Consider the following 15,002-nt stretch of genomic DNA (forward strand, 5'->3'; position numbering starts at 1 on the left):
CTGCAGGATGCTTCCGTTGGATTATTACCGCTGATCTCTATCCAGTCGATCATTGCAAATTCAGAAGACACGGTGGTTTCCAGCCGGATCTTGTTGGCGCCGGCCACCAATGTCACGGGTACCCACGCAGTGGTGGTCCAGGTGCTCCAGCTGGCCGTTTTCGGGAAGGCAACGCTGGCATGCGCCTGCACACCATTTACCAGTACCCTGGCCGTGGTAGCGCTTTGTGTACCGGCATTCGAATAGCGCCAGCGGATATTATAGGTGCCTGCTGAAGCCGCATGTACCGCCCAGGTGATGCCTTGTCCGCTCGAATTGCTTAAGTTCACATAATATCCGCCATCAGCACCGCTATAGGAATTCTGCCTGGAACCATTGGCGCTGCAATACCCAATGCCGGTGCCTGATTTATCATCGATGCGCAAGGTGGTTCCACCAGTACTGGTCGTAAAGCTCGCCGTAACACTGGTATTGGCATTCATGGTAACGGTAGTACTTGCATTGGTGCCACTGGCCCCGCCGCTCCAGCCGGTGAAGCTATAACCGGAGGCAGGTATAGCTGTTAACGTGACCACTGTACCGGCTGCATAGGAAGCAGCATCCGGACTGCGGGTGATGGTACCGCCGGCCGATGGACTAACCGTAGTGGTTAAGGTATAAGTAGTACCTGTGCTGTTGGTAAAGTTGGCAGTGACCGTTGTATTGGCATTCATGGTAACCGTTGTAGTTGCATTAGTGCCACTGGCGCCACCACTCCAGCCAGTGAAAGTATAACCAGCAGCAGGTGTGGCTGTTAAGGTGACCACTGTACCGGCTGCATAAGAGCTGGCATTCGGACTGCGGGAAATGGATCCGCCGGCAGAAGGATTGGCTGTAGTGGTCAGTGTAAACTGTGACGGCGTACCGCAACCGCATTGTGTGGGCGATGGCAATGTGGCCCCTGCACCGCAGCTGGCATTACTTACCAATGCCTTCACATTGGCAGCAGGCGCCATACTCAATGAATAAGGTGGCGAAAACGAAGTACCGCTGCCGGCCGTATTACCGGTTGTATTGTTGAATACATTGTTACGGGCCGTTACAGCGGTAAAATCATTTTCATACAGATCGATGGGTTGATTTACCCCATCAAAATAATTACCTTCTACCAGGATATCGGCTTCCACACCGGCGCGTACACAATAATCGGCCTGTGGGCTGTCGAATAAATTGTTTACCACATGCACCTGGCCAAAACGAACCCGGGGCATACGCTCCACATTACCGGTCGTAAACCAGTTATACATCATCGTCACTTTCAACCGGCCGCGGTCAGAGGTCTTGCTGTCTGAATTACCAATAAGGCTGCAAAACTGGTGATTGCTCGAAGCAGAAGTGTAATGGAATTTTGTCCAGGTAATGGAAACATAGCTGGCGCCATTGGTGATATCGAGATTGCCATCCTGGCCATCATATACATCACAGTGGTCGATCCACACGTTGGTCGTGGAAGCACCATCGATATTGATACAATCGATGCCATTTACATCTTCGGCGCCAGGGCCCTGCACGATCATATTTCTGATAATGACATTGCTGCCCCGGATATCGAAGCCGCCAAATAATTTGGCGCCGGGCAAACCGATGATGGTGGTATTGGAAGAAACGCGTACACGGGTGCCTTCTCCTGACCCCATTGTTCCGCTCACATAAATGACCCTCGGGCCGGAACCATTCGCTGCCGTAGTTAAACTGCTGAGGTTATTTACGGTAACAGGGGTGGCATTACCGCCACCGGTGGTACCGCCGTTCTGGGTGCACCAGCCCACAGGTGCACATAGATCCTGTGCATATGACAACGAAAAAAACGTCATCATTACACATAGCAGTGTAAAGATCTTGCTTTTCATACATCGTTTTTTGGTTATTTATAAATTGGTTGAATAAAGAAAGGGCTATCCACCGGAGCGGATAGCCCAATCATATCATTTAGCGCGTCAGGATATTTTGCAGCAATTGCTGTTTGCCATCATAGTTGATGGAAATAAAATAAACCCCTTTTTGTAATCCTCTATAGTCAACGGGTATAGCATGGGTACCGGCTTGGAACAAACGATTCGCCAGTGTAGACATGAGCCGGCCATCTGAACCGTAGAGATGTACGGTCACTTTCTGCTGGCTGGTTATTGAAAAGCGCAGGGTAGATGATCCTGTTGATGGATTGGGTACTACCACCGGCGCAATAGCAGGCAGCTCATTACCTGTTATCAGGGGCTCGGCAGCCACCCTGGCGCCCGTAGCAGCGCTGCAGGATGCTTCCGTTGGATTATTACCGCTGATCTCTATCCAGTCGATCATTGCAAATTCAGAAGACACGGTGGTTTCCAGCCGGATCTTGTTGGCGCCGGCCACCAATGTCACGGGTACCCACGCAGTGGTGGTCCAGGTGCTCCAGCTGGCCGTTTTCGGGAAGGCAACGCTGGCATGCGCCTGCACACCATTTACCAGTACCCTGGCCGTGGTAGCGCTTTGTGTACCGGCATTCGAATAGCGCCAGCGGATATTATAGGTGCCTGCTGAAGCCGCATGTACCGCCCAGGTGATGCCTTGTCCGCTCGAATTGCTTAAGTTCACATAATATCCGCCATCAGCACCGCTATAGGAATTCTGCCTGGAACCATTGGCGCTGCAATACCCAATGCCGGTGCCTGATTTATCATCGATGCGCAAGGTGGTTCCACCAGTACTGGTCGTAAAGCTCGCCGTAACACTGGTATTGGCATTCATGGTAACGGTAGTACTTGCATTGGTGCCACTGGCCCCGCCGCTCCAGCCGGTGAAGCTATAACCGGAGGCAGGTATAGCTGTTAACGTGACCACTGTACCGGCTGCATAGGAAGCAGCATCCGGACTGCGGGTGATGGTACCGCCGGCCGATGGACTAACCGTAGTGGTTAAAGTATAAGTAGTACCTGTGCTGTTGGTAAAGTTGGCAGTGACCGTTGTATTGGCATTCATGGTAACCGTTGTAGTTGCATTAGTGCCACTGGCGCCGCCGCTCCAGCCAGTGAAGGTATAACCTGAAGCGGGTGTGGCTGTTAAAGTAACCACCGTACCGGCTGCATAAGAACTGGCATCCGGACTGCGGGAAACACTGCCACCACCGGAAGGTGATACATTGGTAGTAAGAGAATAATTTGTAGACGTACTGCCGGATTCAATGGCGCCCAGATCCGGGGCGCTGCCATTATATGAAATACCGGTTGAAGTGACGCCGGCATTGATCAGGTCGCTGCCGGCGGCGAGGTTTAAAAATCCATTGGAAGTCGGACTGGCATTCGGGCCGGGTGTAAGGGAAACAAAATCGGCGGCTGTTACGGTAAATGAACCGGAAGCACCCTGGAAGGCATTGGGAGCTGTCGCCGTGCCGACGATCCGGTCGTTGGAACCGCTCAGGTACGACAAATTATTCTTAAACACACTGGTGCCGCCATCGAAATTGAAATTGCGTTCTGCATTGTCATACGACGTATTATTGGTCATTTCAATGGTGCCCAGGTTCCGGTTATACGTAAAACCATGTTTGCCGTTATTAAAGGCGATACACCTTCTTACAATGTGGTTTACGGAAACATCTTCGCCACCCAGCTTAAACCCGTTCTTATCACCATTGCCCGAAGTGGAGCCATCGGTGAGTACACCATTTGAGTGAGCGATGCAGTTCTCGAGGGTAACCGGTCCGATAGGACCTGTATCAGATTTTGTGTAAAGATCCCAGCCATCATCGATATTATGGTGGGCAACGCAGTTCCTGAATACATTCCCGTTTCCACTGGTAAGTTTCGCTGCAAAGCCATCCGCATCCTCACTGTCGGGGTCCTTGTTATCATAGGCTTCACAGTTCAACACCAGGTTGTTACTGGGCCATTGACTGATGGAGTTATAAGAGGTATTATACCGGCTTAATTGCAAACCGGAATCAGCATTACGTCTGAAGATGCAGCTTTCGATCGTGTTATTATCACCTGAAAGCAACAAGCCATTGTCTCCGGCGCTTTCAATGATCAAACCTTTGAAATGCCAGTAACTTCCATCCAGTACGATCCCCCTGTTTGAAGTAGCTACTGCCATGCCGGCAAAACTGATAATGGGCACTTCACTGCCATAAGCAAAGAGCTTTTTGGTAGCAGAAGCAGTACCACTGTTTGATTCTGCAATTACAACTGTAGCCGTTAAATTATAAGTACCACCCCTCATATAAATGGTACCACCGGCAGTAACAGTGGCCAGCGCGTTGGCCAGGGTAGTAGGCGCTGAAATGGAAGTTCCCGGATTGGAAGCGCTTCCACCGGGCGAAACGTACAAGACCTGCTGGGCATAAGCACCCAAACAAAAAGCAAATAAGGCAAGCAATGAGAAGAACATTTTTTTCATAAAACAAGCTTTAGATAAATAATAAAAGATGCGGAACGCGGAAACAGGAACGCTCAACGCACAACGTGCAACGCAAAACGCGGAACTAACAAGCGCCAAGACTTGTTCAGATCATTTGATCCGAATAATTGATCTTATACGTTTACACCGGTGCTTTTCCCTTTAAACCATAGCCTTAAGAGTTAGGCGTTAAACGTTCGGCGTTACGCATTAAGCGTCAGGCATAGCAGCCCCGCATAGTTCCTGTCAAAAACTACGTAAAGAATGGCTACACTATCTCTAGTGAAAATAACAGCAGCTATATAGCGGATGACATGCCCATTTGGGGAAGTGGTTCTGATAAAATAATAAGCAGGCAATCGCTATTAGCAATAACGGCATCAGGTAAACGGGCCGGATATACTTTCTGGGTAATGGTGGAAAACCGGGGAATGGGTATGAAAATAACTATAGGAAAGTTAAAAAAAGAAAGGAGTTATAGCAAGTGCATGGAAAGGTTTTTTTTACGCAAACGTTCCCGGAAACGTGATCCTTACAATTAACTATCGTACTACTACAACCGCAGCTATAAATCGTAACGGATATGAACATGTCATTATAATTAACAAGCAGCATGCTGCTTTGCACCTTCGCTCCAGGTGCTGGCCCTGTAAAGCCTGCTGTTAGGGATTGCCGTTTGTGGCCCTGCATGACAAAGGTTTAAAACGCCAGCCGGCTTTTTGCATTATTTAACAAGCTGTAAACGATGCGCCTTTATAATTTTTTTATGTTAATGCGAAGTATTGTCTATCGAATTGACTATGAACTATTACAGCTATCGTAATGAAATGCTTTAACAATTGCCGTTTTTAATGGCACAGTTTTTCGCTTACTTCTCTTGTGCAGAAATGATTTATTAATTGAAAAACCTAAAACGCAGATTTATGAAACAGATTTTATACACAACCACAGCAGTAGTGATGAGTGCAGCTTTATTGATGACCTCCTGTAAAGACAATAACAGGTTGGCATCGGAAAGTATCCCGGTTGCGCCGGCCTCAGTTTCAGCAAAGGAATATGCTGAGTTTACCGCATGGAAACAACAACAGCAGCAACAGCAACTGGAACAGGAAAACACGGCTAAATACCGTACGGGTACGACAACTGCCAAACGCCCCGTTGTTGTACATAAACATTATACGACAAACCGGGTAACCCCTGCTCCGAGAACTGCTCCTGTTACGCAGCCGGTTCAAACCAGGAAGAAAGGTTGGAGTAAAGCAGCTAAAGGAACCGCTATTGGCGCCGGTGCCGGTGCAGCCGCAGGTGCTATCCTGGTTAAAAAGAACAGAGCCCTGGGTGCGGTTATAGGTGGTGTAGTGGGTGGCGGTGTTGGTTACGGTATTGGCCGTTCGATGGACAGAAAGGATGGCAGGGTCGCCGCTAACCAGTAACCGCGAAATGGACTGACACTCGACGCAGGATGTAGCAACTATAAGCATGGAATCAACCAGGTCTTAAACCGGCCAGCTTGAGACCGTGTACCTCAGCGATATTAAATTGATTGAATCGACATAAAATAAACAAGCCCTGGCGATACCGCCGGGGCCGTTTTTTATTTGGTTTAATGGACGTGCGTGTTTTGTAATAGCCTGTATATCAAGTTTCAGGCCACCTGTAGCTGGTTGATCAGCGATAACACCATATTATTCAGTTCTGCAAAAGGAGCGTCTTTCGCCACAAAGCCGTCTGCTCCCAGCTCTATTCCTTTATTGATATATATACCGCTATCTTCCATGGAAAAGAAAATGATCTTCATGCCCGGCCAGTCCCGCTTCAAATGAACTGTAGTTTCAAGGCCATCCATTACCGGCATATTAATATCCAGTACACATATATCGGGCATTGCGTTGATCTGTAACTTATCAAGGAACTCCTGGCCATTCTGCGCTTCCATAACCACATTGTATCCCAATGAGTTAAGTCTAAATTTTACACTTTCACGGATCAGGGGGTTGTCGTCAACAACGGCGATGGTGATTGCATGGTTTTTTTTCATAGTTACTTCTTTCTTTTTCCGGTTTTTCACACTACACTAATCGTTAATAAGGGGTTTTGATAAAAGATATCCGCCCGGGCAGGGCACATACCTTTTATTACTAATACACCGGAGTGAACAGTTCGACAAAAGAATTTTCCAGAAAGGTCAAAAATGAATAGTTTTTCGTTTTTTTCTAAGTATTTGCACTTAGCCTTCAGGCAGATAAGCGGCATTTCGGGGCGCTGCCGCCCGTGAACCATCCAAAAAATACTTGTGTTTTGGAAATTTCGAGCCAAATGCTGCCAGGCCGAATACCCTGGTCCATCCCCCTTCCTTATCAGTCCCCGCATCTTGCTTTCTACCTTGAAGCCGATCGCCGCCTCTTCCACCCGGGCAATAAGAAAAAGTTGACCCTGTATTTATGTCCCTACCCCAACCGCCCTGATGATCGTTTTCTCCCCAAAGCGCTTTTTAACACTGTCAATCGCCTGGTACAGCCTGATCATTTCCTGGGTATCGTCGAACAGGCTGATCTGGTAATTGCCGGGAATGAGGTGAGTAAACCGGATGCCCAATAACCGTACGAGCAGGCGGCGTTCGTACAACTTATTAAATAATGCAGTCGCCGTCTTTAATAAAATATGGTCGGCGTTTGTATAGGGAATGGTCATCTGTTTGGTAAAGGTCTCGAAATTTGAATAGCGCAGTTTTACAGTCACGCAACCGGTCAGCTTGTTTTGCTGCCGCAATTGAAAGGCGATCTCTTCTGTCATCCGTACCAGCTGATTATGCAGAAATTGGGTATCAATGGTATCCGTCTGAAAAGTGCTTTCCGTTGAAATTGATTTCTGTTCATGATAGGGAATAACTGGTGCTTCATCGATCCCGTTCGCCTTCCGCCATAAATCGGTACCCGCTTTGCCCATGAGGTTTTCCAGCATCTCAAGCGGTATTTCACTCAGCAGCTTCACTGTTTCCACCCCCATTTTTAAGAGCTTGTAACCGGTTTCCCTGCCAATACCTGGAATTTTTATAATGCTGAGCGGCGCCAGAAAATTCTTTTCGTTGCCAAAAGGGATCTCCAGCTGCCCGTTCGGCTTCACTTCGTTGGTAGCCACTTTGCTCACCAATTTATTCGAGGCAAGGCCCCAGGAAATAGGCAGGCCACTTTCCTTATTGATCTTTCGCTTCAACTGGTCGGTGAACTGCAGGCAACCAAAGAACCTGTCCATTCCCGTCAAGTCGATATAAAACTCATCGATGCTTGCTTTTTCAAATACCGGTACTGAATCTTTTATTATCTCAGTAACGAGCCGCGAATATTTACTATATGCTTCAAAATCGCTCTTTATAATAATTGCTTCAGGACAGAGGCGGCGGGCAAGTTTCATGGGCATAGCGCTGTGAATACCAAACCTGCGGGCTTCGTAGCTACAGGCAGCCACCACACCGCGGTCGCTGCCACCACCTACCAGTAATGGCTTACCGCAGAGCCTTGGATTTCGCAGAGTTTCTACCGATACAAAAAAAGCATCCAGGTCGAAATGGGCAATATGTCGGTCTTTTGATAACAACATGGTGGCCTCCTATTTGATCGTATCGTAACTGCGTTTTTTAAATCCTGCCTTCACCATTTTACGCGCCTCAATACTGTACACCCCAAAGTCTTCGACCACCCTGCCGGTGATCGTATAAAAGCCACCGCTCTGCATCGGATAGGTTCTGGCTGCATCAGGAAAATGAACCGTATCTACCCAGTCGAGGTCCTTATCTATAAAAGTGCCGAAGAACATGATGTCATTATTTTTGGTTTGTACGTGTTTGCTGGCGATAAAATAAACCAGCACGGTAATTACTTTATGCAAATGATTGCCTATTTCCCTGGCGGGAATGTATTTGTCAGGGTCATCATCTACCATATCAAATGGATTTGCCAAAGTAAAGCCGAGGATCTCTTTCTGATCATACAGATCATCAATGGCATTGTCGGTTAATACAGGCATGTTGAACGCTACCGGCTTTTCTTTGAACAGGGATTCCCGCACCGGAATATGCGTTTTATTTTTCTTTTGCAGAAAATGAGCTTCCCATAACAATTGCTTTTTGGTTTTGCCGGTAAACCGGAACGCGCCGATGCTCACCAGCAGGTTAAGCTGTTCAAGCCCCATATCCGTCCGCTCGATAAAGTCCTGCAAATGCAGGAAAACGCCCCCTGCCTTGCGTTCCTCCACGATCAGCTGCATCGAGCGCTCCTGCAGCGATCTTATATGGATGAAACCGGCATACACTTCATCGCCTTTAATGGCTGTATAAATTTCGCTGTTGTTTACACAGGGTGCATGAACGACGGCGCCGGTCTTCATCAGTTCAATAAAATATAATTCGGTGGAATAGAAGCCGCCAAAGTTGTTGATCACCGCTACCATAAATTCCCTGGGGTGGAAGGTTTTTAAATAGAGGCTCATATAACTTTCCACCGCAAAACTGGCCGAGTGAGCTTTATTAAAACTGTAACCGGCAAAACTTTCCATTTGCCGCCATACTTCCTGCGCCAGGGCATCCGTGTAACCGAGGCTGCGGCAATTGGCAAGGTATTTTTCTTTGATGTGCCAGAATTTACTGTTCGACCGGTATTTACCGCTCATAGCCCTGCGCAGGATGTCGGCCTCGCCTAACGATAAACCGGCAAAATAATGCGCGATCTTAATTACATCTTCCTGGAACACCATTACCCCAAAAGTTTCACGCAGGTGTTCTTCGAAAAGCGGATGCAGGTATACGACCTTTTCGCGGTTATGGAAGCGCGTGATATACTCCCGCATCATGCCCGATTTCGTAACCCCCGGCCGTATGATGGAGCTTGCCGCTACCAGCGTAACGTAATCATCGCACTGGAGCTTTTTCAGCAGTTGCCGCATAGCCGGTGATTCTATATAAAAACAACCGATGGTGTTCGCTTCGCGGATCTGCTTTTTAATAGCCTCATTATGCCGGAAATGGTGGAAATCATGAATATTCACATCAATGCCTTTATTGGCTTTGATCAGCCGCGGGCTTTCTTTAATATGCCCTAAACCGCGTTGACTGAGAATGTCGAATTTGTTGATACCGATATTCTCTGCAACGAACATATCCATTTGCGTGGTGGCAAATCCCTTGGGTGGCATAAACAGGGCGGCATACTCGTAAACAGGTTTCTCTGTTACCAGCATACCACAGGGATGTATTGATATATTGTTGGGAAAATTTTTAATGAGGCGGCCATATTGCAATATGGTCCTGTGGATCTTATCGGCGGGTTCTGCAGCCCGCTGCAAAGTCTTGATCTCTTCAGGCGGTAAACCGAATACTTTGCCCAGTTCCATAATGATAGCGTCATGCTGAAAAGTGGTATAAGCGCCCAGTAAAGCCACGTGCTTCCTGCCATATCGCTTGAAAATATAATCCATGATATCGTCGCGGTCTGTCCAGCTGAAATCAATATCAAAATCAGGTGGCGAGCTGCGCTCCGGATTGAGGAAACGTTCAAAATACAGGTTCAATTCAATAGGGTCCACATCGGTGATGCGCAAACAATAGGCTACAATGGAATTGGCTCCACTTCCCCGCCCTACATAATAAAATCCGCGCGACTGTGCATACCTGATCACATCCCAGTTAATAAGAAAATAAGCATTGAAGCCCAGGTCGTTGATGATCTTTAATTCTTTTTGCAGGCGCGCATCTGCTACTTTATTTTTCCGGCCATAGCGGGCTATCAGCCCTTCGGTAGCCAGCTTCTGCAGCAAGATGCGGTCATCTTCAGCGCTTGCGCTGAAGCATTTTTTATTTTTATCAACCCTGAAATCCATTTCGATCGTACAATTATCGAGCAACCGGTAGGTATTGGTAACGATCGCCGGGAATTGTCTGAACTGTTCAAGCAAGCTGGCCGGTGAAACGAATGTTTCATCGGGCGAAGCCTGCGCTTCAACAGGCAACCTGGACAGTAGCATGTTTTTGTCGATGGCCCGTAACAAGCGGTGCACATTGAAGTATCGCTTGTTTTGAAAAGTGACCGGTTGCCGTACAAGCAGTTTGTGCTCCCATTTTTTCCAGTCGGCCCCAAACAACTTATTTAACTCGGTAGCAAGCAGCCCGATATATTCATGAGGCAACAGATCACCGGCAGCTTTTCTATCAAAGGGATAAATAACATACACATCAGCATTGTGCTGAAAATAATCGCTTGCATGGTCTGGAAAGTTCTTTTTATGTAGTAAATGAATAGACAAAAACTCATTGATGCTGGCAAAACCACGGTTGTTCTTCGCTAATAGAATATAAAGCAGGGCATCTTCATTTCTTATTTCAACGCCCAATACCGGTTTGATGCCTTTTTGCCGGCAGACATGCACAAAGTCCCAGCAGTCACAGGTACAGTTAATATTGGTTAAAGCCAATGCCTGAACACCCTGCTCAACAGCGGTATTTACCAGCTCTTCGGTAGAAAAAGTTCCATATCGTATGCTGAAATAGGTTCTGCAATTCAAATACATTGGCCGTGCTTTATACAAAGCTACCACGATTACTAATTATTTTAGTATTACCAGCACTAAGTATATTAGCATGTTACTCGCGCATTAGGCGATCCATTGCGATATTAACACAGTAATAAAATCTTTATAAATGAGGCGGGTATTATATCGTTACGAATGAAGAAGGGAGGTATATGCAATAATGGATCGTAATTTATTTTGTTACAGACCCGCCAAAAATAGTACAGTTTGTATTTTTCATCTTTCCACACGCATTCAACGTATGAACTTATTCTCAGTCCATAAAAAAACCCCGTTGTAAAACGGGGCTGCACTGTAAAATACAATCACTTAATTAGCTTCTGTGTACTTTTTGAAATTGTCAAGAATAGCCTGCCAGCCGCCTCTTTGCATTTCAATGGGGTGCGTGTTTTCAGCATCAAACGTTTCTACCACTTTTGTTTCATTACCATTGCTGGTAAAATTAACAACCACTTTGCGGCCATCACCCATTGTATATTCAATCAGCTCGTTTGTTTTTACCTGGTCATAAACACCACCGAAATCAAAACCGAAGCTGCCATCTTTAGCTTCCATTCTGGTAGAAAATGTTCCGCCAACCTTCAGATCATTTTCAGCCTTGGGCGCATGCCAGTCGTCAGAAGCTGCGCACCAATTTTTAATATGCTCAGGTTGACTCCAGAAATTCCATACTTTTTCAACAGGAGCTTTAACAACCGTTTCAACAGTAATTTTTGTTACGCCAGTAGTTTCCATTTTTTTGTTTTTTATTTTTTTAAAGATGTTGTTCAATTGACAAGGCAAACTTACAGCCAATTTCAATAACCCATACTGTGCGATCGGGACTAATCAGGGGGTAATTTGTGACTTATCGTGTTCCGCCAACACGCATTATGATTTTTATCAATAAAGCAAGTAATTTAGCTGAAGGGAACGAGCCAAATTTAAACAAATATAACGATTGCTATGTCTTCGAATCACTCACACGCATGCCCCTGCGCAGTTTGCCACGGCCAGGCAATAAGCCATGCGGAAAAAGAGCTGCATGTTCAATTATCTGAGAACAGCCGGCGCGATTTCATTAAAAAAGCCGGCCGGCTGGGATTAAGCCTGGGAATAGGGGGCGGACTGGTAACTACCCCCCTTGCAGCGGCAGCCTTGCAGGATGAAGATGCGGCCTGTAAGGCAAACAGTATGCAGCAAAATAAAGCTGTACAAAACGGGAAAGCCAACCGGTTTACCATTCTTCATACAGCCGATATTCATGGACAACTCATGACGCATGATGAGTTCTTTATTGAAAATGGACAGCCTGTCTTTAAAAAACGGGGCGGACTGGCCAACCTGAAAACAATGATCAACTCTTTAAGAAGTCAAAATGCCGGCAATACACTGGTGATAGATGGGGGCGACTGTTTCCAGGGCAGTGGCATTGCCGCATTGAGTGAGGGCGAAGCCATTGTTCCTTTGATGAACAATATTGGGTATGATATTATGCTGCCTGGTAACTGGGAAGTCGTATATGGCAAGGAAATGATGATGAAAGACATGTTCGGCTATAATGCATTAAAGGTATGCGCCAACATGTACCACGATACGGCAGATGATATGAAAGGCGATCTGATCTTCCCGCCTTATTACGTGAAACATATTGCCGGCATAAAGGTGGGATTTATTGGTTATAATGATCCCCTGACGCCTAAACGGCAATCTCCCGCCTATTGCGACGGAATAAAATTTACGCCGCCGGAGCAGAATGTAGCCAAGTATATTAAAATATTAAAAGAGTATGAGAAATGCCAGCTGGTATTTCTGTTAACCCATATGGGCCTGGCGCAACAATTCGGCCTGTCGAATATGGAACAGGTAAAAGGAGCAGATTATATCCTGGGCGCCGATACCCATGAGCGTCTTAGAAAGCCCATACAGGGCGCTTATGCAAAGGTGACCGAACCAGGCGCATTTGGTTCCTTTATAGCCAAACTGGATATTGTCGTTGAAAACGGAATCATTAAAGACCAAAGCTATCAACTACTGGATGTCGATCCGGATAAATACAAAGAAGATGAAGAAATGAAGCGCCTTATTATTAAAGCAGGCGAACCTTATAAAAAAGAGCTGAACCGGGTTATTGGTCAAACAAAGAATCCATTGGTGAGATATTATGTGATCGAGTCGCCGATGGACAATTTCATCACCGATGCCATCATGTGGAAATTCAAACCGGATATTGCGCTTAGTAATGGATTCCGGTTTTGTCCGCCCCTGATCCCCGACAAAGCCACCGGCCTGGCCGATATTACGGTGGATTATTTATGGTGCATGCTGCCCGTGGATAGTGAAGCCAAAAAGGGATCTATATCAGGCAAACAACTATGGGCGTGGATGGAAACGGAGCTGGAAAATGCGTTTGCCAAAGACCCTGCCAGGCGATTGGGAGGCTGGGTAGTGCGATTCAAAGGCATGGAAGTAAACTTTACCCTGGAAAAGGAAGCGAACAGAAGAGTGAACTATATCAAGGTAGGCGGCAAACCGATCGATCCTGACTGGGAATACAGCTTTATTGCCTGCGAGCGGGAAGGCGATCCGGATACTACTATTTGCCGCATGCAGGGCGTGAAAGAACCGCAGCTGCTTGGCCATACCATGCATAAAGTGATTGAAGAGTACCTTGCTGCACACTCACCTATTGCTCCAGTCATTGAAGGCCGGTGCAGTGCAACGGATGCTCCCTTCAATTTGCTCACCCAGGTAAGCGGGCTCGGGTATGAGTTCAGATAAAAAAAGTGAGCCTCCCGGCAGCAGCTGCCGGGAGGCTCACTTTTAATGATCTTTTAAGCGGTATATTAACTGGTCTTTTGCTGTTGTTTCTTCAGGAATGAGGCCAGGGCCTTGATGCTATCAGAATCAATATAATCAACACCCAGCTCAATTACTTTCGACCAGGCATCATCAAAATCAGGTACGTTCCATAAGCGAACCTCTTTACCTAATTCATGGGCGCGGTCAATTAACTTCTTTAACCTTTCAACCACTTTAGGCGGAATAGGACCGTTGCCTTTCCAGTTAGAATAGGCGATAAAGTTATCGCTCAGCATAGCGATGCGGCCCATCGCTTCTTTGCTATAGCGGTTGCTTAATAAACCATCGAATACCACGAATGAAGGATAAGAGATATAGGTATTCGGATCGGGTTTATTACCACTGATCAATACTTTGAAATTACGCGTACGGGTAAGTTCAGGGTATTTCTGTAATACATCTATTATTTTATTCAATGTGGGAATCGCATCCGACTTAATGTCGAGCATCAATATGAGGGTGCGGGATGTATCAGCATAAGGATACCCCTTATTGGTTTGAATATATCCCTGTATTGGTTTGAGGTAAATTTCTTCCAGCAATCTGCGTTGCGGAATATCCCGTTGGGTATGCGCCACCAGTAATTCATCATTAGCTAACATCACATCCACTTCAATACTGCCGAAGCCCAGGCTGTATGCAGAATACAAAGGCGCCGACTGTTGATAATCATTGTGCGAATGTGCGTTGGTCGTAGAATACGTTTTAGGTTGTGCAAAGGCTGCAGTGTAAGAAAATGCAATAAAAAATAAAATCTTTCGCATAATAATTGGATTGGACTTTTTTTGCAGGTTTTACAATTAATGATCATCTGGCAATTGGATACTTCCTGCAATCGGAGTAAGTGACTAGCGTGTGCAAAATACAAATTAAATGTCACTTCAACACATATTAACAAAACAATACCCATTTACAGAAAAAACCAACAATGTATGCTTCGCAATTTTTCTGTTAAGGAGATCTGTCCGGCAAGGGCCGGGAATACCAGAAACCTAAACGAAAACATTTAAAATATATTGCAGAAAAAGCCCATAACGAGGCTTAAAAACCATTGTAAAAAATTGAAAAACAATGTTTAAACAAGGCCGTGTAAACTAAACGTTCGCAGGGGGCACCTGGTAACCTTTACCGCAAAACGCTCTTCAGGCGACCGGCGTCATCCATGCATC

Annotated in this window: 9 protein-coding genes; 2 read left to right on the forward strand and 7 right to left on the reverse strand. The window is 46.3% G+C overall.

Annotated elements, in window-relative coordinates:
- On the reverse strand, positions 1–1,889 hold a 1,889-nt coding region (locus JT717_RS21320; RefSeq protein WP_240348335.1), incomplete at its 3' end, for an InlB B-repeat-containing protein.
- 79 nt (positions 1,890–1,968) lie between these two features.
- Entirely contained in the window at positions 1,969–4,413 is a 2,445-nt protein-coding gene (locus tag JT717_RS21325) for a right-handed parallel beta-helix repeat-containing protein (RefSeq protein ID WP_205513071.1), read from the reverse strand.
- Positions 4,414–5,336: 923 nt separating this feature from the next.
- Here JT717_RS21325 and JT717_RS21330 point away from each other — a divergent pair.
- Positions 5,337–5,846 carry a YMGG-like glycine zipper-containing protein gene (locus tag JT717_RS21330; protein ID WP_205513072.1) on the forward strand — a complete coding sequence of 170 codons (510 nt, stop codon included), beginning with the start codon at positions 5,337–5,339 and terminating at the stop codon, positions 5,844–5,846.
- Positions 5,847–6,058: 212 nt separating this feature from the next.
- On the opposite strand, the gene JT717_RS21335 is transcribed toward JT717_RS21330, so the two are convergent.
- The 4 genes from JT717_RS21335 to JT717_RS21350 all read right to left on the reverse strand — a co-directional run bounded on the left by JT717_RS21335 (position 6,059) and on the right by JT717_RS21350 (position 11,727).
- Positions 6,059–6,451, reverse strand: a complete 393-nt coding sequence (locus JT717_RS21335; protein ID WP_205513073.1) for a response regulator — start codon at positions 6,449–6,451, stop codon at positions 6,059–6,061.
- Between the two features lie 401 nt (positions 6,452–6,852).
- Complete coding sequence (gene dinB / locus JT717_RS21340; protein ID WP_205513074.1) at positions 6,853–8,010, reverse strand: DNA polymerase IV; 1,158 nt, start codon at positions 8,008–8,010, stop codon at positions 6,853–6,855.
- Positions 8,011–8,019: 9 nt separating this feature from the next.
- Positions 8,020–10,971 carry a DNA polymerase III subunit alpha gene (locus tag JT717_RS21345; protein WP_205513075.1) on the reverse strand — a complete coding sequence of 984 codons (2,952 nt, stop codon included), beginning with the start codon at positions 10,969–10,971 and terminating at the stop codon, positions 8,020–8,022.
- Positions 10,972–11,301: 330 nt separating this feature from the next.
- The gene (locus JT717_RS21350) at positions 11,302–11,727 is read right to left on the reverse strand and encodes an SRPBCC family protein (RefSeq protein WP_205513076.1); all 426 of its coding nucleotides are present in this window, start codon (positions 11,725–11,727) and stop codon (positions 11,302–11,304) included.
- A 210-nt stretch (positions 11,728–11,937) separates the two neighbouring features.
- Between JT717_RS21350 and JT717_RS21355 the strand changes: the two genes are divergently transcribed.
- Positions 11,938–13,752 (forward strand): bifunctional metallophosphatase/5'-nucleotidase, encoded by a 1,815-nt coding sequence (locus JT717_RS21355; protein WP_205513077.1) that lies wholly within the window; start codon positions 11,938–11,940, stop codon positions 13,750–13,752.
- Positions 13,753–13,817: 65 nt separating this feature from the next.
- Here the strand turns inward: JT717_RS21355 and JT717_RS21360 are convergent, their stop codons facing one another.
- The gene (locus JT717_RS21360; protein WP_205513078.1) at positions 13,818–14,597 is read right to left on the reverse strand and encodes a PI-PLC domain-containing protein; all 780 of its coding nucleotides are present in this window, start codon (positions 14,595–14,597) and stop codon (positions 13,818–13,820) included.
- Between the last annotated feature and the right edge of the window lie 405 nt (positions 14,598–15,002).

The sequence above is a fragment of the Longitalea arenae genome (genome assembly GCF_016924755.1).
GTDB classification, from domain to species: Bacteria; Bacteroidota; Bacteroidia; order Chitinophagales; family Chitinophagaceae; genus Niastella; species Niastella arenae.